Raw genomic sequence first — 18,022 nt, 5'->3', positions numbered from 1 at the left:
CAGGGCCACCGCGCCAAAGGCGAGCAGTCGTTTGGAGGGCCGGATCAGCGGGGAGCCTCGATCTGGTTGAGAATGTTTTCCAGAACCTGCGCCGGGCTGCGGCCTTCGATCTCGGCCGCCGGGCCAAGGACGATCCTGTGGCGGAGGGCCGGAACGAACAGGCGTTTGACGTCATCGGGAATAGCGTAATCGCGTCCGTTGAGCGCCGCCGTTGCGCGTGCCGCGCTTGCCAGCGCGTCGGCCGCACGGGTCGAGGCGCCGAAGGCGATCTCGGAGCTCTGGCGGGTCGCGCGGATCAGGCGCAGGATATAGGCCAGGATGTCATCTTTCAGGATGATGCTGTCGACCAGCGCCCTTGTTTCCTCAAGGGCGGCCGAATCAAGCACCTTGGACAGCGTGGCGGTTTCCATACCGGCTTCCAGCGGCTTGTCTGCGTGCTGGCGGAGGATCGCCATTTCGATGTCTTCCGGCGGAAAGTCGATCACCAGCTTGAACAGGAATCGGTCGAGCTGGGCTTCCGGCAGGGGATAGGTGCCCTGCTGCTCGATGGGGTTCTGCGTCGCCACGACGATGAACTCCCGTCCGAGGGAATGGTCCGTACCATCAATGCTGACCATGCGTTCGCTCATGGCCTGAAGCAGGGCGGCCTGGGTCTTGGGTGGGGCGCGGTTGATTTCGTCGGCCAGCAGCACCTGCGAGAACACCGGTCCCTTGGTCAGCACGAAAGTGTTGGTGCGGAAATCGAAGATCGAGGTGCCGAGCACATCGCCGGGCATCAGGTCCGGCGTGAACTGGATGCGGCCGAAATCGAGTGCAAGCGCCGCCGAAAAGCTGCGGGCAAGCAGCGTCTTGGCCGTGCCGGGAGGGCCTTCCAGCAGCACGTGGCCGCGGGCAAACAAGGCGATCAGCAACAGGTCGATGATGTCATCCTGTCCGAGAACGGTCCGGCCGATCTCGGTCCGCAAGGCATCGGTCCGTTCGCGCAGCGCTTCAAGCGTCATGGGTTATTTGCTCCAATACCTGTTCCAATTGGTCGATGTGCTGGATGGCTTCCGCTGCGGGAAGCCGGGCAGGCAGTTTTCGTATGTCGGCCAGGATCGCGCGAAGGCGCGGCGCCAGGGCCGGGTGACGGCGTTCGGTGTAGGTCAGAAAGGCGTCTTCTCCGGCATAATGACGGGCATGGGCCGGTCCGAACAGCGCCGACGCCGTTGCCGAAATACGAGCGGTCGCATATTCGCGGACAAGGGCTCCATCCTGCCCGGAAAGCCGCATCAGTCGTCCGCGCGCCTGCACCGCCAGATCCTTGCCTGCGCCGGGGCCTGCCTCCTCGTCGCGAATGGGGCCATAGCGGCTGAACCCGCGCCACAACGCCAATCCCAGCAGCAGCGCGCCGCCGAGCCACAGGGACCGGAAAGGCGGGCCGAAGAAGCGCAGCAGATCTTCCCAGGTGCGCTCGCGCCTGGGCTCGCTTACGGGATCGCGCAGCCAGGAGGACCGGCTGTAGTCGATGACGATATTCCGGGTACCGGCCTTCTCGGTCAGGACATCGAGGGCAATCCCGGCATTGTCGCCCAACCGCAGGCCGTGGTTGTTGATCAGGTCCGGATCGGACAGCACCAGGATGCGCTCCTGCTCGGCGCCGCCAGCGTTTGCCAGCGGGCAGTCGGCCAACAGCATGGCACCGGCGTCGCCGACGATCGGGCGGCAGCTTTCGTTGGCAAAGGTCTGGGCGGCGTAGATTTCTGCCCGCAGAGGCTTGCCTGCCTGTGACCGGTACCGGAAATCGGTGAAGGCCCGGGTCGAGGCGCCGATCTTTGTGCTGCGTGTACCGGTGATCTTGTTCACGATGGCCTGCAGGCGGTCCGCCTCAACCTTCAGCACAGGGTGGGCAAGACCCGTCAGGCGCATGCCGCTGCGCCATTTCGGCAGCACAAGCAAGGTCGGCACGCGCTCGGCCTTTTCGGAAATGACGATTGTGTCCATATCGTATTCGTCCTGCTGCTGCAGCAGTTCTTCCTTGGTGGCCGGGGTGCTGCGGCCGCTTTCCGGCAGCGTGTCGTAAAGCGGAACCACCAGGAGGCCGACCGCTGTCTGGTCCATCAGCCAGCCACCGGCAAAATTCTGGGCGCTGGCGCCGTTCTTCACCAGCCACACCTGAAGCCCGTCGAGCCCGGCCGGAGAGCGGCGCAGCACTTGCTGGCGCTGGGACAGTATGTACCAGCCGGCGATGAGCACCGCGACGCAGATCAGCGCGATGACCGCGGTTTCAAGGCTTGGTCCCTTGGCTTGCGTGTTTGCCGTGCTCTCGCTCATGCCGCCTCCGGACCGAGCAGGTAACGGCAGTTCGCGACATGGTCGTTGAACTCATCCTCGCTGACATCCCTGCCGCCGAACTGCACCCGTTCTGCCATGGTCACGAGCTTGCGCAGAAGATCGCGCGCATGGCTTTCGGGCAACTGGCGCAAGGCGTCGCGTGCCGTCCAGCTGCGCTGCATCAGGATGCCGTTGGCCGCGATGGCGGTGGCCAGCACCTTTTGCGTCAGCAGAACAAGGGCCCTCTGCCGGTCTTCCATGCGCAGGATCTCGTCGAGCGGGGCCAGCTTTTCCGCCCACACGGGAGCCTGGCCGCGTATTTTGGGGCGGCTGCTGCCGGGGTTGTCGGCGTCACGGCCGAGAGACACCGTCAACCGGCCGCCGAAGCGCAGGAAGAGATAGGCAACCACGAGAAGGACAGCGCCGACGATCAGGCCGGGGATCCAGCGATTTTCAAACGTCACCTGAGGTTTGTCCGCTGCCGGTTTCGGCGGCTCCTGCGCCGTGTCCAGCTTGGGCGCCGGTGCGGAGGGGTCGAAATAGGTTACGTCCGTATCGATCCCGCGCAGACGGATCGCACGCAGGTACTCCTTGCCCGAGTCGCCGATTTCAAGCGGTTCCTGAACGGCTTCTTGTGCATATGAGGGAAGCAAGGTCCCTGAAAGGATCAATAAGAAACAGACGATCGAAAATCGGCGCATGCCGGGTTTATTAGCCGCTCGGTCTGAGCTTCGCAACCGACAGCTACTGCCAGAGTTCCGTTAGGATCACGCTCCCCGTTTTTACTCAGGTCATTCACTGCCCTATCCGCTCCAGATGCTCGCCGAAATAGAGCATGTTCCCGTCCGGGTCCCTTGCGCCGAATTCGCGCATGTCCCAGGGCCGGTCGGTGATCGCTTCGGCGATATCGGCGCCCGCTTCTGTCACCGAGGTGTAATAGCCGTCGATCCCGGCCACGAAGCAATAGGCCGTCGCCGGATGCCGTCCGGCCCCGGCCGACAGATGCAATTCGACATGGTCCCGGCACAAAATGGCATAGCGGACGGGCTCGGCCTCCGTATCCGCCCATTCGAACCGGCTCTCGAACAGGAGCCTGTTCCGGTAATAGGCGACGGCGGCCTTCAGGTCGGCGACCGGAAAGACCGGAGCGATATGGGAGAGATGCGGTGGTTTGGTATCTGGCATGAGGAAACCTCCAGAACTGCCTGAGGTTGAGCCTGACGGACTTTTCCACCAGTGGCAAATAACAAAAGCGCCTTGCAGGGTCCGCGGCAAGGCGACTAACTCTCGGCTGGTCATTCCGGACGGTCTGCAGCGTAGCTGCATGGCCCGATCCGGAATCCAGTGAATCAGCGTGAGCGAAAGCGAGCACAAACTCAAACAAGCATCTGACGCTTAAAAAAGACGCGCCAGCGGCGCGAAGCATGCACTGGGTTCCGGATCAGCGCGCAGCTTCGCTGCACTTGTCCGGAATGGCTCGCCGAGGGGTTTGTTATCTGAAAAAAACGGGCCCCTCAGGGCCCGCTTCCATCTCACCTGATTTGAAAAGCCTGCGTCAGCTCGTCACGAGGTTCCTGAGCACGTAGTGCAGGATGCCACCGGCCTTGATGTATTCCAGCTCATCCAGCGTATCGACACGGCACAGGCACTCGATGGTCTTGGTGGTGCCGTCCTCGTAGGTGACTTCCACGTCCATCATCTGGCGCGGCTGGATGTCGGCGATACCCTTGATGGTCACGCGTTCCTTGCCGGTGATGTTGTGCGACTGCCAGCTCTCGCCTTCCTTGAAGGTGAGCGGGACAACGCCCATGCCGACCAGGTTGGAGCGGTGGATACGTTCGAAGGACTGGGCGATGACCGCCCGCACGCCAAGGAGGTTGGTGCCTTTTGCGGCCCAGTCACGGGATGAGCCCGTGCCGTATTCCTTGCCGGCGAAGATGACCAGCGGAACACCTGCTTCCTTGTATTCCATGCAGGCGTCGTAGATCCATTCCTTCTTGCCGTCCTTCATGGTGACGCCGCCTTCGACACCCGGAACCATCTGGTTCTTGATGCGAATGTTGGCGAAGGTGCCGCGCATCATGACTTCGTGGTTGCCGCGGCGCGAGCCGTAGGAGTTGAAGTCTTTCTGGGCGACCTGGTGCTCGGACAGGTATTTGCCTGCCGGGCTGTCCAGCTTGATCGAGCCGGCCGGAGAAATGTGGTCGGTGGTGATCGAATCCAGGAACAGGCCCATGACCGCCGCGTTCTCGATGTCCTGAAGCGGCTTCGGCTCCATGGTCATGCCTTCGAAGTAGGGCGGGTTCTGGACGTAGGTAGAGGACACCGGCCAGGTGTAGGTCAGGCCGCCTTCCACCTTGATACCCTGCCAGTGCTCGTCGCCCTTGAAGACGTCGGAATAGCGGGTGCGGAACATTTCCTCGTTGATCGAGGCACGGATCAGATCGGTGATCTCTTCCGTGGTCGGCCAGATGTCCTTCAGATAGACCGGGTTGCCGTCCTGATCGTCGCCGAGCGGATCCTCGGTGATGTTGACGTTCAGGTTGCCGGCAAGGGCGTAGGCGACCACCAGCGGAGGCGAGGCCAGATAGTTGGCGCGCACATCCGGGTTGACGCGGCCTTCGAAGTTACGGTTGCCGGACAGCACCGAGCAGGCAATCAGGTCGTTGTCGTTGATCGCCTTGGAAATCGACGGATCCAGCGGGCCGGAGTTGCCGATACAGGTGGTGCAGCCGTAGCCGGCCAGCGTGAAGCCCAGTGCGTCGAGATCGTCCTGCACGCCGGCTTTTTCGAGATAGTCGGTCACGACCTGAGAGCCGGGGGCCAGGGAGGTTTTCACCCACGGCTTTACCTTCAGGCCCTTCTTCAGCGCGTTGCGGGCCACAAGGCCGGCGCCGATCAGAACGGACGGGTTGGAGGTGTTGGTGCAGGAGGTGATGGCGGCGATCACGACGTCGCCGTTGCCGATGTCGTAGTCCTTGCCTTCAACGGCGACGCGCTTGGAAAGCTCGTCCGCCTTCTTGAACTCCTCGGTCATGGTCTTGGTGAAACCGGTGGCGGCATCGGAAAGATTGATGCGGTCCTGCGGGCGTTTCGGGCCGGAGATCGCCGGAACGACGGTGGAGATGTCGAGTTCCAGCGTGTCGGTGAAGACCGGTTCCTCGCCGCCCGAGCGGAACATGCCCTGTGCCTTTGAATATTCGGCAACCAGGGCGACGCGGTCCTTGTCGCGGCCGGTGGCTTCCAGATACTTCAGGGTTTCCTTGTCGACCGGGAAGAAGCCACAGGTCGCGCCGTATTCCGGCGCCATGTTGGCGATGGTGGCCGCGTCTTCTAGGGACAGGTTGTCGAGGCCGGGGCCATAGAATTCGACGAATTTGCCGACGACGCCCTTCTGGCGCAGCATTTCAACGACACGCAGCACGAGGTCGGTCGCGGTGATGCCTTCGTTCAGCTTGCCGGTCAGCTTGAAGCCGATGACTTCCGGGATCAGCATGGAGATCGGCTGGCCGAGCATGGCCGCTTCCGCCTCGATGCCGCCAACACCCCAGCCCAAAACGGCGAGGCCGTTGACCATGGTGGTGTGGCTGTCCGTGCCCACCAGCGTATCCGGATAGGCGATGGTTTCGCCGTCCTCGTCCTTGGTCCAGACGGTCTGGGCCAGGTATTCCAGGTTCACCTGGTGGCAGATGCCGGTCCCCGGGGGCACGGCACGGAAATTGTTGAAGGCGGACTGGCCCCAGCGCAGGAACTCGTAGCGCTCGCGGTTGCGCTCATATTCCAGCTCGACGTTCTGCCGGAAGGCGTCCTTGGTGCCGAAATAGTCGATCATCACCGAGTGGTCGATCACGAGGTCGACGGGAACCAGCGGGTTGATCTTTTCCGGATCGCCGCCGAGTTTCACGGCAGCGTCGCGCATGGCGGCAAGGTCGACCACGGCCGGAACGCCGGTGAAATCCTGCATCAGCACGCGGGCAGGGCGGTAGGAGATCTCGTGATCGGACTTGCGGGTCTTCAGCCATTCGGCGCAGGCAAGAATGTCTGCCTTGGTCACCGTGCGGCCATCTTCGAAGCGCAGCAGGTTCTCAAGCACCACCTTCAGCGAGAACGGCAGTTTGGAAACACCTTCAAGGCCGTTCTTTTCCGCTTCGGGGATGGAAAAATAGGTGTAGGTCTTGCCGCCGGCGGTCAGTGTTTTCTTACACTTGAAGCTGTCGAGGGACTGGGTCACGACGTGCGATCTCCTTCATTGTCCAAAAGGCCCGGGCCGTATGTACCGGTGCCCGGTATACTCTCTCAAGGCTCCGGAAACGAAGCTGAAAAGCCGCGTGTTCCGTCATCCTTTCGCGCGGGTACGATGAGAGCCTCTCCCTCAGTCGCCGCCGCAAATTGATGCGCCGCACCTATAGCAACCTTTGGCACCAACCGCCAGACATGTCGCCGAAGCCGGGCTCGATACTTCGGGTGAAGTATCAGCCTCTTGAGCAGCGTCTTCCGGAGATTGGATCCGGGAAATACCTTCGAAAAACCGAAGGTGCGGCCCGGGGTGCGGGTAGATGCGTCATCCAGTATATAGGCATCATTTATTGGATGGGAAGATATTGCATACCATTGTATACTGAATTAAAACGCCGCTCAGCCAGTTTGTTCCGGAGCGTCAGTTCGACTGCGAACCGGAGTTCAAGCCTGATCCAAACCGAGGACGCCGGGACCACCATGAGCTTGTATGAAGACTACCTGAAAGAGATCGAGACCCGTAAAGAGCAGGGTCTGCATCCCAAGCCTATCGAAGACGGTGCACTTGTCGAAGAGATCGTCGCCCAGATCAAGGATACCGGTCACAAGCACCGACAAGAGTCGCTCAAGTTTTTCATCTACAACACGCTGCCGGGCACCACGAGCGCGGCCGGTGTGAAAGCGCAGTTCCTGAAGGAGATCGTTCTCGGCACGTCTGTCGTTGACGAGATCACCCCGGCTTTTGCGCTTGAGCTTCTGTCACACATGAAGGGCGGGCCCTCCGTCGAGGTTCTTCTGGATCTGGCGCTTGGCGACGATCCGCAGATCGCCCGGGACGCGGCCGAAGTGCTGAAGACCCAGGTCTTCCTCTACGATGCCGACACGGACCGGCTGAAGGCCGCCTATGAAGCCGGCAACGAAGTTGCCAGGGACATTCTGGAAAGCTACGCCCAGGCCGAATTCTTCACCAAGCTTCCGGACGTGGACGAGGAAATCAAGGTCGTTACATATGTTGCCGCCGAAGGCGATATTTCCACCGACCTTCTTTCTCCCGGCAACCAGGCGCATTCGCGCTCCGACCGTGAGCTGCACGGCAAGTGCATGATTTCGGAAGCGGCGCAGAAGGAAATCGAGGCGCTGAAACTGCAGCACCCGGGCAAGCGCGTCATGCTGATCGCCGAAAAGGGCACCATGGGCGTCGGCTCCTCACGCATGTCCGGTGTCAACAACGTGGCACTTTGGACCGGCAAGCAGGCAAGCCCCTATGTGCCGTTCGTCAACATTGCTCCGGTCGTTGCCGGAACCAACGGCATTTCGCCGATCTTCCTGACCACCGTCGGCGTGACCGGCGGCATCGGTATTGACCTGAAGAACTGGGTCAAGAAGCTGGACGAAAACGGCAAGCCGATCCTGAACAATGACGACAGCCCGGTTCTGGAGCAGAAATATTCCGTCGAGACCGGCACGGTGCTGACCATCAACACCAAGACCAAAAAGCTCTACAACGACGCCGGCGACGAAGAGCTGGCCGATGTTTCTTCCGCGCTGACCCCGCAGAAGGTCGAGTTCATGAAGGCCGGCGGTTCCTACGCCATCGTTTTCGGCAAGAAGCTGCAGAGCTTTGCCGCCGAGACCCTCGGCATCGAGACGCCGCCGGTGTTTGCCCCCAACAAGGAAGTGTCGCACGAAGGCCAGGGCCTGACGGCGGTTGAAAAGATCTTCAACCGCAACGCCGTCGGGGTTGCGGAAGGCAAGGTGCTGCATGCCGGTTCCGATGTTCGTGTGAAGGTCAACATCGTCGGTTCCCAGGACACCACCGGCCTGATGACTGCCCAGGAACTGGAAGCCATGGCGGCAACGGTGATTTCACCGACCGTCGACGGCGCCTACCAGTCCGGTTGCCACACGGCGTCGGTCTGGGACCTGAAGGCACAGGCCAACACTCCGAAGCTGATGAGCTTCATGCACCGGTTTGGAGTGATTACCGGGCGCGACCCGAAGGGTGTCTATCATCCGATGACGGATGTGATCCACAAGGTGCTGAACGATATCACAGTGGACGACTGGGCCATCATCATCGGCGGCGACAGCCATACCCGCATGTCCAAGGGCGTTGCCTTCGGCGCGGATTCGGGCACGGTCGCACTGGCACTGGCCACGGGTGAAGCAACCATGCCGATCCCCGAATCGGTGAAGGTTACCTTCAAGGGCTCCATGAAGGACTACATGGACTTCCGTGATGTGGTTCATGCCACCCAGGCCCAGATGCTGAAGCAGTGCGGCGACAACGTCTTCCAGGGCCGGATCATCGAGGTTCATATCGGCACGCTGCTCGCCGACCAGGCGTTCACCTTCACCGACTGGACAGCGGAAATGAAGGCCAAGGCCTCCATCTGCATTTCCAACGACGATACGCTGATCGAATCCCTGGAAATCGCCAAGAGCCGTATCCAGATCATGATCGACAAGGGCATGGACAATGCCAGCAAGGTTCTGCAGGGCCTGATCGACAAGGCGGACAAGCGCATTGCTGAAATCCGCTCCGGCGAGAAGCCGGCCCTGAAGCCGGACGACAACGCGAAATATTTCGCGGAAGTCGTGGTGGATCTGGACCTTATCGATGAACCGATGATCGCCGACCCGGACGTCAATAACGCGGATGTCTCCAAGCGGTACACCCACGACACGATCCGCCCGGTTTCCCATTACCGCGGCGAGAAGAAGGTCGATCTGGGCTTCGTCGGCTCCTGCATGGTGCACAAGGGTGACGTCAAGATCGTCGCCCAGATGCTGAAGAACCTGGAGAAGGCTGGCGAGAAGGTCGAGTTCAAGGCACCGCTCGTGGTGGCCGCGCCGACCTACAACATCATCGATGAGCTCAAGGAAGAGGGTGACTGGAGCATTCTGCAGAAATATTCCGGCTTCGAATTCGACGACAGCGCGCCGAAGAACACGGCCCGCACCGAATACGAGAACATTCTCTATCTGGAGCGTCCGGGCTGCAACCTCTGCATGGGCAACCAGGAAAAGGCCGCCAAGGGCGACACGGTGCTGGCGACTTCCACGCGTCTCTTCAAGGGCCGCGTCGTGGAAGATTCCTCCGAGAAGAAGGGCGAATCCCTGCTGGCCTCGACGCCGGTCGTGGTTCTGTCGGCCATTCTCGGACGCACGCCGAGCCTTGAGGAATACAAGGCAGCTGTCGAAGGGATCGATCTGACCAAGTTCGCACCGCCGAACCAGAAGCCGCTCGACGCACAGTCGGTACATTTCTAAGAGCTCGCTGAGTTCATCAGGAACGCAGATGAAACCTGGGGCCGTCCGATCGATGCCGATCGGGCGGCCCCGCTTTGTTTGCGGCGTTGAAAGCGTGGGGCATTGTCCGGCGGCGGGAAAACGTGTTCCATGGAGACGGCCGGGAATTGCGGCCGATTTCTCGAAGTGATTTCACGGGGGCTTTCATGACGTGCCGCTTGCCCGCAGTTGTTTTTCTTCTCGCCGGATCGATCCAGGGGGCTCTGGCAGATCCGTGTCAGGATCGTTTCACGGAGCTTTATCTGCAGCTCGACCAGACGACGCCAACCAAGACCCAGGTGACCACCGCCTTCAAGGGCGCACCACCGACTACCAACGACTTCTTCTATCTGTCGCAGGATCACTACCTGACGGTGCCGACCTCGCCGGAAGGCCCGTGGGTGTTGGGGTATGGCAACGTGCTCTATCAATCCGCCGACCAGGGGTCGACCTGGGAAAAGATCCGCGAGATGGATACGAGCCAGAACGCGGAGCAGGCGCGCGCCGACAAGGAGACAAACGCGGCCACCATTCGTAATGCGACATGCGGCGAGGAGGAGCTGGACGGTGAGGCCGTGGAGGTGGTCGCAGCGGATATCACCGTCAGCCAGGGCATGGTCACGGAAAACCGCTATACCTACTTTGTCCGCCGGAGTGACGATTTCATCGTCAAGGCGATCTACGACACCAAGGCGCCGTCGTTCGAGATGGTGACCACCCAGGAGATCGAAAAAGCGACGGGATTAAACCTGCCGGTGCCGGAGTAAGGCAGCCAGGCGGATGGATCGTGGTGCGGTCGGCGGGTGTACCTGTCGGTCGGTCTCTTGTTCGGAGCAACAGGTGTTTCTGGCAAGCGAGGCTCTCCCTGCCCGCAGATGTCGTCCCGGGCTTGACCCGGGATCCATTCCCGATCGCGGCGCGTTCGAAAAACTCCATTGCGTTGAGGCAGTCGCTTTGGGTCTTGGACAAGTTGTGAGGCTCTGGAAATGAGTGGGGCCCTAGTCTCGCGATGCTCGGCCGGCGGTGACACTTCCAGGTGGGGCGACGTCTGGCGTTGATCGATTGGGCAGAATTCCTGCCCGGACCTCGGGATCGCCGTATCGGCGGAACTAGCCCAGCTTGCCTTAGCCGCGCCCGCGATAGGGGGCAACGCCCTGGTCGGGGATCCAGACGCCGTCCGGGGCCGGACCGGTCTGATAAAAGACATCGATGGGGATGCCGCCGCGTGGATACCAGTAGCCGCCGATGCGAAGCCACTCGGGATCAAGCAGGTCGACCAGGCGTTTGCCGATGGAGACCGTACAGTCCTCATGGAAGGCGCCGTGGTTGCGGAAGGAGCCGAGGAACAGTTTCAGCGACTTGCTCTCCACCAGAAAATCGCGCGGGACGTAGTCGATCACCAGGTGGGCGAAATCCGGTGCGCCGGTGATCGGGCAGAGCGAGGTGAATTCCGGTGCGACGAACCGAACCATATAGCCGGTGCCTGCCTGCGGGTTCGGCACTTTTTCCAGAACCGCCTTGTCCGGATCGCCCGGAAGTTCGGTGGACGACCCAAGCTGGGTCAGGTTCTCGTAGATGCTCTTGTCGGACATGACTGTCTCCTGAATTCGAACCCGTTCTACGGACGCGCTTCTGCGCTGTCGGTGGATGGGCTCCGTGTTCCTGAATGAGCTCGCAAAGACCCGACTTCGGGCTTTCGCGTCCCTGCGCCCTCATCCTGAGGAGGACTTTCAGGTCCGTCTCGAAGGATGGGCCGCTTGTTCTGTGCGTGCCCCCCATCCTTCGAGACGCCGCTGCCGCGGCTCCTCAGGATGAGGGGGGCAACAGGAGAGCTTGCTACACCCCCCGCAAATTGCCCCAGATCATGGTGTGAAGCTGAGGCAGGACGGTGGCTGCGTACCATCTGTCGGAGGTGACCCGGTCCACCAGCCAGCGCATACGTTCCATGATGCCGGACATGTCTATGGTGGCATCGGTGTCGGTTGCCGCCGGCGGCGTATGGTTGCCCGGTTGCAGGAAGCAGCTGAGCTGCGGGTAGCGGTCTGAGACGTCCCGTGCGAAGGCATAATCCGCCTCATCGAAGACGACGACCTTCAGCACTGTCTGCGTCTCCGGTCCTGCCGCCTCGACGCATTCGGCCAGGCGCTGCCAGTCGGTCGTCATGCCGGAGGAGGGCGGTTTTGGGCTCAGCGTCAGGACATCAAGATCGGTAAACCAGTCTTTTGCCAGGCTGCCCTGTGTCTCCAGCGCGAAGCGATAGCCTTCCTTGCGGCCGAGCGTTATCAGGCTGCCGAGTGGCTGGATCGCGGGATTGCCGCCGGAAAGGGATATGGTCAGCGGATTGCCGCCGGACAGGATCTCCACCTGCATCAGAATGGCTTGCGGCGTCATCGGGCACCATTCGTCCCGATGGGCGCTGTCGACCGCATGCAGCGTGTCGCACCAGGAGCATCGGTAATCGCAGCCGCCGGTGCGCACGAACACGGTGGGTTGGCCAATCAGAGCGCCTTCCCCCTGAATGGTGGGGCCGAATATCTCGCTGACCCGGATCTGTTCGATGCTCATGCCGCCCGTGCCCCCGGATAGACGAGGGGACGGAATTCGGCGCAGGTCTTCGGTGTTTCCTTGACGCGCACCGCCGAGGTTTCCGGCCAGCGCTGGCGGCACCAGTTGTAGAAGAAGCGCGCCATGGTTTCGGCGGTCACGCAATCGTTGCCAAGCACATCGTTCAGGTGCCGGTGGTCGAGCGTGTCGTCGATGAAGCGCTTGAACTCGGAGAGTTCGCGATAATCGCGCACGAAGCCGATGCCGTTCAGCTCTTCCGACATCAGTTCCACCTCGACCACGTAGTTGTGGCCATGCAGGCGGGCGCAGGGGTGGTCTTCTCCCAGGCCCAGGATCTGGTGGCTGGCGGAGAAATGGAATTCCTTGGTGATCCTAAACATTGCACGCCTCCTTCCAGAACGCTTCGTCGGCGTAAACCGTCGGGTCGATGCCGCCGGCCAGGTGAAAGGCTTCGCGCCGTTCCACGCAGGTACCGCAGCGCCCGCAGTGAACCTCGCCGCCCTTGTAGCAGGACCAGGTCTTTCGGTAGTCGACGCCGAGCTTCAGTCCCTCGGCGGCGATATCCGCCTTGGAGGTGTGGACGTAAGGCGTATAGAGGCTGATCTCGCCCATGCCTTCCAGCGCGTGGCGCTGCATGGTCTCGAAGCTTTCGGTGAAGGCCGGACGGCAGTCCGGATAGATGAAGTGGTCGCCGCCGTGAACGGCGGTTGCGACCGCCTCGGCACCGCGCGCGCTGGCAATGCCAAAGGCAATGGAAAGCATGATCGCGTTGCGGTTCGGCACAACGGTGATCTTCATGGTTTCCTCGGCATAGTGCCCGTCCGGCACGTCCAGATTGTCGGTCAGCGCCGAGCCCGTGAGCTGGCGGCCGATATTGGAAATGTCGATCAGGATATGCTCGGTTTTCAGCTCATCGGCACAGGCCTTCGCGTAGTCCAGCTCCTTCTTGTGGCGCTGGCCATAGTCGAAAGAAACGAGGCCGATCAGCTCATGTTCTCGCGCAACCTTGTGCGCAAGGGTGACGGAATCCATTCCGCCGGAACAGATGACAAGTGTTTTCAACGATGTGGTCCCTTGTTTTCGCTGTTGAACGCCCGTTGAGACGCTCGTCACCGGGTAGGCTGCGACCGGTGGTTCCCTTGTGGGGAACGGCGCGCGTTTTAACAGGTTTTTGCGAAAAGGGAAGGGTGAGGCGCCGGGAATTCTCCTCTCGGTGCGCAGCTGCGCCCGTTTGTGCGGCGCTCCGGTCTCCGGAACCTTCCCTTCGCAAGCGGGTTACCTTGAGGATGAGGTGTCACTGTCATCCGGACGGACGGTCAGTGGCCCATGCGGTTTCCTGCGCGTGAGACGGGAACGCAGTTGGCGCGCCAAGGGGAGCAAACGGCCATGAACGCGCATTTCGATCCCGGTGATCCCGCCGCGCAGGTCGGCGCCATCGGGCTGGTCTATGTCAGCGACAGCGAACCGGGGATCCGCCGTGTACGTCGGGGTCGCGGATTTTCGTATCACCTGCCGGACGGCGGTCTTTTGCGGGAAGCGGCGGAGCTCCAGCGGATCAAGAGCTTGGGACTGCCACCCGCCTATGAGAGCGTCTGGATTTGCTCGCAAGCAAACGGCCATCTTCAGGCAACGGGCCTTGATGCCCGCGGGCGCAAGCAGTACCGATATCACTCAGACTGGCAGACCTTTCGCACCCACAACAAGTTCGAGCAGTTGGCCGCCTTCGGCAACGCCCTGCCGCGTCTTCGGCGACGGGTGCTGAAGGACCTTGAAGGCGACGCCACGGAGGAGCGGACGGTGCTGGCCGCGCTGTGCATGCTTCTCGACCGCGCACATCTTCGTGTCGGCAACCGGGCCTATGCGGAGGAAAACGGCAGCTATGGTGCAACGACGCTTCTGAAACGGCATTTAAGATTGAAAGGTGATCGGCTAGAGCTTGATTTTACCGGCAAGGGCGGCAAACGGGTGCGGCGTCGCTTGCGTCACCCTCGTCTCAGCCGTGTCCTTGAGGAAATTTCCGATTTGCCGGGCCGCCAGCTTTTTGCGTGGCGGGACGGGGATGACCAGCTTCGACCCGTGGATTCCGGTCGGCTGAATGCGTATCTGGCCGAGGTGACAGAACTCGACGTCACGGCGAAGACGTTCCGGACTTGGGCGGGCAGCGTGGCGGCTTACGATGTGGCCCACGAGGCGATTTGCGAAGGCGGCCGCCCCACCATCCGGGCCATGGCAGAAGCATCTGCGGAAGTTCTTTCCAACACACCGGCGATCAGCCGGTCGAGCTACATTCATCCCGCCGTTATCGCGCTTTCAGAGGACGCACTGCCCGCGAGCGCAAAATGGTTCGCTCGTCAGGACCAGACCAGAGCGGGCCTGAGGGCTGCCGAGGGGCGGGTGCTCGGGTTTCTGGAGCGGTTCAGCGGTGGGCTGTAGAAAACTTCAAACATCTGAACGGTCAAACTATTGCGGTTTCGCGAGCGGGCTTTCTGGAAAGCTGATCACACGGAAAACGCCCTTCCCGCGTTGGCTTCAGACCTTTCGCATCACGCCCAGATTGCCATTCGCAGCCCGCGCTCGTCGCGGCGATACTCTTTCGGAAACGGTTCCGCGGCTCCCCGAAGGATCCGCTCGGCAATCAGGCTGTTGGCGGCGGCATCCAGAAGGTCGTCGCCGCCACAACCGCGCGGCGGGGCTTGATCGAGGAAGTCCTTCGGCAACCCTTTTGACACCAGCAAGTCACGGCGTTGGTCGAGGCCAGCCGGGTTGGCGCGGCTCTTGACCTTCTTGGGCAGGCTCATTTCCGCCTCGCCGTTGAGGCGCCAGAAGGCAAGTTCCGGGTGAACCTCATGGACACGCGTCTCCAGCTCGGGCGACATCAGGGCGTCGATTTCCCGTATCTTCGGAAACAGGAAGAAACATTGCTTGGAGACTTTTTTCGGCGGGTCGGACGTCTCGAGCGCCGTGGCGCAGGCCTTCAGGTACTCGTCTTCGTAAACGGCGGCCCGGGAAGGCACCGTGAAGACAGAGGATTGGCGCATGCCCAGATGTTTGCGGGCGGCCTTTTCCGGTCCGCGGCCGCCAGGGCCGATGCGGTCCGGCAAGCCAATGGGCATGTCGACGGCTATGGTGGAAAGCTGCGGGGTGTAGCCGACGATATCCGCGAAAGCCGGGACGACAATCAGTTTCGGATCGGTAGGAGCATCAAGATTGCGGATGATCGCCACCCAGCCGGCCTTGCAGCCGTCAACACCGGCAACCCATGTGCCTGACCCGTCAGGCACGGGCCTTTGCTTCCAGAACCCGGCGCGAGGTGACGAGCGCCATTGCCTTCACCACGGAGTTCTGCTCCTCGGCAAACAGCAGTTCGTCCGCTCCCTTGCGCACGCTGCGGGCGACCAGTTCGAAAACGGAGGCCGACGCGCGTTTCAGGGCTTCCTCGTCGTTTTGTCCGGCCAGAAGGTTGGACAGGAACAGGCCTGCGATCAGGTCTCCGGTGCCGTGCGGCGGATTGGCGATGGCGGCATGTTCGGCGGCAACGGCACCGCGCGGGCCTGCCAGAAGATTGGCAATGGCGTTGCGGCGCAGGGCTGGGGACGAGGTCACCATCACGCGCTCGTTCCCAAGGCTGCGGGCGGCGGCAAGAGCTTGCGGTTCACTTTCGATTTCGCAGCCCGTCAGCCAGCCGAGCTCGAAGGCGTTGGGTGTCACGACATCGGCCAGCGGTACCAGCTGGTCGCGGATTGCTTCGGCCGTTGCCGTGGGCACATAAAGATTGCCATTGCCGTCGTGTTCGTCGCCCATCACCGGGTCGCACAGGTAAGGCGCTTCCGGATTGTGTGCCTTGACCGCCTTGATGAGCGAGGCGATGGGGCCTGCCTGTTCGGGATCGCCCAGATAACCGGAAATGACCGCACCCACTTCCGCCAGTTTCGGAGAAGACGCCAGATCTTCCACAATCGCGGCGAAGTCGGCGGCAGGGGCGACAATGCGTTTGCCCTTGCCCTGTCCGGGATGCCACGGCAGCAGGATGGTCGGCAGAAACCAGACATCGTGGCCGATACGCTCCAGCGCGAAGGTCAGTCCGCGTCCGCTGATACCGCCACGGACCACCTGCGACGTGATCACCAGAACCGGCTTTTTCTGTGGCTCGGGAGCGCCCGGCTGCATCATGGGGTCGTGTTCCTTCTGGGGTCAGGCGGCGTCGGACGACGACTTGCTGCCGGTGCCGAAGCGCTTTTCGATATAGTCCAGAACCATCTGCTTGAACTCATCGGCAATGCCGGGTCCGCGCAGGGTCATGACCTTCTCGCCGTCGATGAAAACGGGGGCGGAGGGGGTCTCTCCGGTGCCGGGAAGGGAAATGCCGATGTCGGCATGTTTGGATTCGCCCGGGCCATTGACGATGCAGCCCATCACCGCAACGTTGAGGCTTTCGACACCCGGATACTGCTCGCGCCACTTGGGCATGGAATCGCGGATATGGCCCTGGATGTCCTGGGCCAGTTCCTGGAAGACCGTGGACGTGGTACGGCCACAGCCGGGGCAGGCGGCCACCACCGGCACGAAGGCACGGAAGCCCATCACCTGCAACAGCTCCTGCGCCACCTGCACCTCGCGGGTGCGGTCGCCGCCCGGTTCCGGCGTCAGCGACACGCGGATGGTGTCGCCGATGCCCTGCTGCAAAAGGATACCCATGGACGCAGCGGAGGAAACGATACCCTTGGTGCCCATGCCGGCCTCGGTCAGCCCCAAATGCAGGGCGTAGTCGCAACGGCGGGCGAGATCGGCATAAACGGCGATCAGGTCCTGTACCTGGCTGACCTTGGCCGAGAGGATGATCTTGTCGCGGCCCATGCCAAGGCCCTCGGCGCGCTCGGCCGACAGGAGCCCGGACTGGATGATCGCTTCGCGCATGACGGCCGCTGCCGACACCGGATTTGCACTTTCGGCATTCTCGTCCATCAGCTTCGTCAGAAGCTCCTGGTCGAGCGAACCCCAGTTGACGCCGATCCGGACCGCCTTGTCGTATTTCTGCGCGATATCGATGATCTGCGAGAATTGCGTGTCGCGCTTTGCCTTGAAGCCGACGTTGCCCGGGTTGATGCGGTACTTGTCGAGAGCTGCGGCGCAATCGGGATAGTCGGTCAGCAGCTTGTGGCCGATGTAGTGGAAGTCACCGACCAGCGGCACCGTGATGCCGATCCGCTCCAGCCGTTCCTTGATCCGCGGCACCTGGGCGGCGGCTTCCGCGCGGTCCACGGTGATGCGGACGATTTCAGATCCGGCGCGGGCAAGGGCCGCCACCTGTGCAACGGTGGCATCGGCATCCGCCGTGTCGGTATTGGTCATGGATTGCACCACGATGGGCGCATCGCCGCCGACCATCACATCGCCGACCTTCACACCGACGGAGGAGCGGCGGGGCAGGGCTTTCGCGAAATCATCGATCATCACAGGAACCAACAGGTTTTGAGCGTTTGCCCCTCATATGAGGGAACTGGGGCCGACTTTCCAGCGCATGATTAGGGCGTGCGGCAAAAAAGGGCAATGGCAGAGCCGCGGCAAAGGCAGGTCGATCTTCAGGCTCGCGGACGTTGCCACATGGTTTTCAGCCCGC

General features: G+C 61.9%; 15 protein-coding genes. 3 read left to right on the top strand and 12 right to left on the bottom strand.

The window, feature by feature from the left end:
* Window positions 1–44: 44 nt before the first annotated feature.
* From V1T76_RS12705 to acnA, 5 genes are all read right to left on the bottom strand, one after another.
* On the bottom strand, window positions 45–1,001 hold the full coding sequence (locus tag V1T76_RS12705; protein ID WP_330561029.1) for an AAA family ATPase: 957 nt from the start codon (window positions 999–1,001) through the stop codon (window positions 45–47).
* Window positions 991–2,313: a hypothetical protein gene (locus V1T76_RS12700; protein ID WP_330561028.1), complete on the bottom strand. Its 1,323-nt coding sequence runs from the start codon at window positions 2,311–2,313 to the stop codon at window positions 991–993. The genes V1T76_RS12705 and V1T76_RS12700 overlap by 11 nt, the downstream gene beginning before the upstream one ends.
* Window positions 2,310–2,966 (bottom strand): DUF4129 domain-containing protein, encoded by a 657-nt coding sequence (locus V1T76_RS12695; protein ID WP_330561027.1) that lies wholly within the window; start codon window positions 2,964–2,966, stop codon window positions 2,310–2,312. Before V1T76_RS12695 ends, V1T76_RS12700 begins: the two co-directional genes overlap by 4 nt.
* A 142-nt stretch (window positions 2,967–3,108) precedes the next feature.
* Window positions 3,109–3,498, bottom strand: a complete 390-nt coding sequence (locus V1T76_RS12690; RefSeq protein ID WP_330561026.1) for a bleomycin resistance protein — start codon at window positions 3,496–3,498, stop codon at window positions 3,109–3,111.
* A gap of 370 nt (window positions 3,499–3,868) precedes the next feature.
* Window positions 3,869–6,544, bottom strand: a complete 2,676-nt coding sequence (gene acnA / locus V1T76_RS12685) for an aconitate hydratase AcnA (protein WP_330561025.1) — start codon at window positions 6,542–6,544, stop codon at window positions 3,869–3,871.
* 485 nt (window positions 6,545–7,029) lie between these two features.
* Between acnA and V1T76_RS12680 the strand changes: the two genes are divergently transcribed.
* Window positions 7,030–9,822, top strand: coding sequence for a bifunctional aconitate hydratase 2/2-methylisocitrate dehydratase (locus V1T76_RS12680; RefSeq protein WP_330561024.1), 2,793 nt, complete (start codon window positions 7,030–7,032; stop codon window positions 9,820–9,822).
* 185 nt (window positions 9,823–10,007) lie between these two features.
* Window positions 10,008–10,607, top strand: a complete 600-nt coding sequence (locus V1T76_RS12675) for a hypothetical protein (RefSeq protein WP_330561023.1) — start codon at window positions 10,008–10,010, stop codon at window positions 10,605–10,607.
* A 357-nt stretch (window positions 10,608–10,964) separates the two neighbouring features.
* Here V1T76_RS12675 and queF read toward each other — a convergent pair whose 3' ends face one another.
* The 4 genes from queF to queC all read right to left on the bottom strand — a co-directional run bounded on the left by queF (window position 10,965) and on the right by queC (window position 13,467).
* Window positions 10,965–11,432 carry a preQ(1) synthase gene (queF, locus tag V1T76_RS12670; RefSeq protein ID WP_330561022.1) on the bottom strand — a complete coding sequence of 156 codons (468 nt, stop codon included), beginning with the start codon at window positions 11,430–11,432 and terminating at the stop codon, window positions 10,965–10,967.
* 244 nt (window positions 11,433–11,676) lie between these two features.
* Window positions 11,677–12,405 carry a 7-carboxy-7-deazaguanine synthase QueE gene (gene queE / locus V1T76_RS12665; RefSeq protein WP_330561021.1) on the bottom strand — a complete coding sequence of 243 codons (729 nt, stop codon included), beginning with the start codon at window positions 12,403–12,405 and terminating at the stop codon, window positions 11,677–11,679.
* Complete coding sequence (gene queD, locus V1T76_RS12660; protein WP_330561020.1) at window positions 12,402–12,785, bottom strand: 6-carboxytetrahydropterin synthase QueD; 384 nt, start codon at window positions 12,783–12,785, stop codon at window positions 12,402–12,404. Before queD ends, queE begins: the two co-directional genes overlap by 4 nt.
* Window positions 12,778–13,467 carry a 7-cyano-7-deazaguanine synthase QueC gene (gene queC, locus V1T76_RS12655; RefSeq protein WP_330561019.1) on the bottom strand — a complete coding sequence of 230 codons (690 nt, stop codon included), beginning with the start codon at window positions 13,465–13,467 and terminating at the stop codon, window positions 12,778–12,780. Before queC ends, queD begins: the two co-directional genes overlap by 8 nt.
* Window positions 13,468–13,791: 324 nt before the next feature.
* On the opposite strand from queC, the gene V1T76_RS12650 reads away from it, so the two are divergent.
* Window positions 13,792–14,838, top strand: coding sequence for a DNA topoisomerase IB (locus tag V1T76_RS12650; protein WP_330561018.1), 1,047 nt, complete (start codon window positions 13,792–13,794; stop codon window positions 14,836–14,838).
* 110 nt (window positions 14,839–14,948) lie between these two features.
* On the opposite strand, the gene V1T76_RS12645 is transcribed toward V1T76_RS12650, so the two are convergent.
* Genes V1T76_RS12645 through ispG form a run of 3 tightly spaced genes read right to left on the bottom strand, consistent with a single transcriptional unit; the run spans window position 14,949 to window position 17,856 of the window.
* Window positions 14,949–15,686, bottom strand: coding sequence for a DUF429 domain-containing protein (locus tag V1T76_RS12645; RefSeq protein WP_330561017.1), 738 nt, complete (start codon window positions 15,684–15,686; stop codon window positions 14,949–14,951).
* A complete protein-coding gene (gene pdxY / locus V1T76_RS12640; protein ID WP_330561016.1) occupies window positions 15,679–16,575 on the bottom strand; it encodes a pyridoxal kinase in 897 nt (298 codons plus the stop codon). Before pdxY ends, V1T76_RS12645 begins: the two co-directional genes overlap by 8 nt.
* A gap of 21 nt (window positions 16,576–16,596) precedes the next feature.
* Window positions 16,597–17,856, bottom strand: a complete 1,260-nt coding sequence (gene ispG, locus V1T76_RS12635; RefSeq protein ID WP_330561015.1) for a flavodoxin-dependent (E)-4-hydroxy-3-methylbut-2-enyl-diphosphate synthase — start codon at window positions 17,854–17,856, stop codon at window positions 16,597–16,599.
* Window positions 17,857–18,022: the final 166 nt, after the last annotated feature.

Origin of the sequence: Roseibium sp. FZY0029, from assembly GCF_036350355.1 — a bacterium.
Lineage (GTDB): Bacteria > Pseudomonadota > Alphaproteobacteria > Rhizobiales > Stappiaceae > Roseibium.
The sequence above is the reverse complement of the archived record's forward strand: the minus strand, read 5'-3'. Positions and strand labels throughout refer to the sequence as shown.

Coding starts and splice junctions, on each gene's coding strand:
- V1T76_RS12705 (WP_330561029.1), bottom strand. CDS start 1,001: ATGACGCTTGAAGCGCTGCGCGAACGGACCGATGCCTTGCGGACCGAG.
- V1T76_RS12700 (WP_330561028.1), bottom strand. CDS start 2,313: ATGAGCGAGAGCACGGCAAACACGCAAGCCAAGGGACCAAGCCTTGAA.
- V1T76_RS12690 (WP_330561026.1), bottom strand. CDS start 3,498: ATGCCAGATACCAAACCACCGCATCTCTCCCATATCGCTCCGGTCTTT.
- V1T76_RS12680 (WP_330561024.1), top strand. CDS start 7,030: ATGAGCTTGTATGAAGACTACCTGAAAGAGATCGAGACCCGTAAAGAG.
- V1T76_RS12675 (WP_330561023.1), top strand. CDS start 10,008: ATGACGTGCCGCTTGCCCGCAGTTGTTTTTCTTCTCGCCGGATCGATC.
- queF (WP_330561022.1), bottom strand. CDS start 11,432: ATGTCCGACAAGAGCATCTACGAGAACCTGACCCAGCTTGGGTCGTCC.
- queE (WP_330561021.1), bottom strand. CDS start 12,405: ATGAGCATCGAACAGATCCGGGTCAGCGAGATATTCGGCCCCACCATT.
- queD (WP_330561020.1), bottom strand. CDS start 12,785: ATGTTTAGGATCACCAAGGAATTCCATTTCTCCGCCAGCCACCAGATC.
- V1T76_RS12650 (WP_330561018.1), top strand. CDS start 13,792: ATGAACGCGCATTTCGATCCCGGTGATCCCGCCGCGCAGGTCGGCGCC.
- pdxY (WP_330561016.1), bottom strand. CDS start 16,575: ATGATGCAGCCGGGCGCTCCCGAGCCACAGAAAAAGCCGGTTCTGGTG.
- ispG (WP_330561015.1), bottom strand. CDS start 17,856: ATGATCGATGATTTCGCGAAAGCCCTGCCCCGCCGCTCCTCCGTCGGT.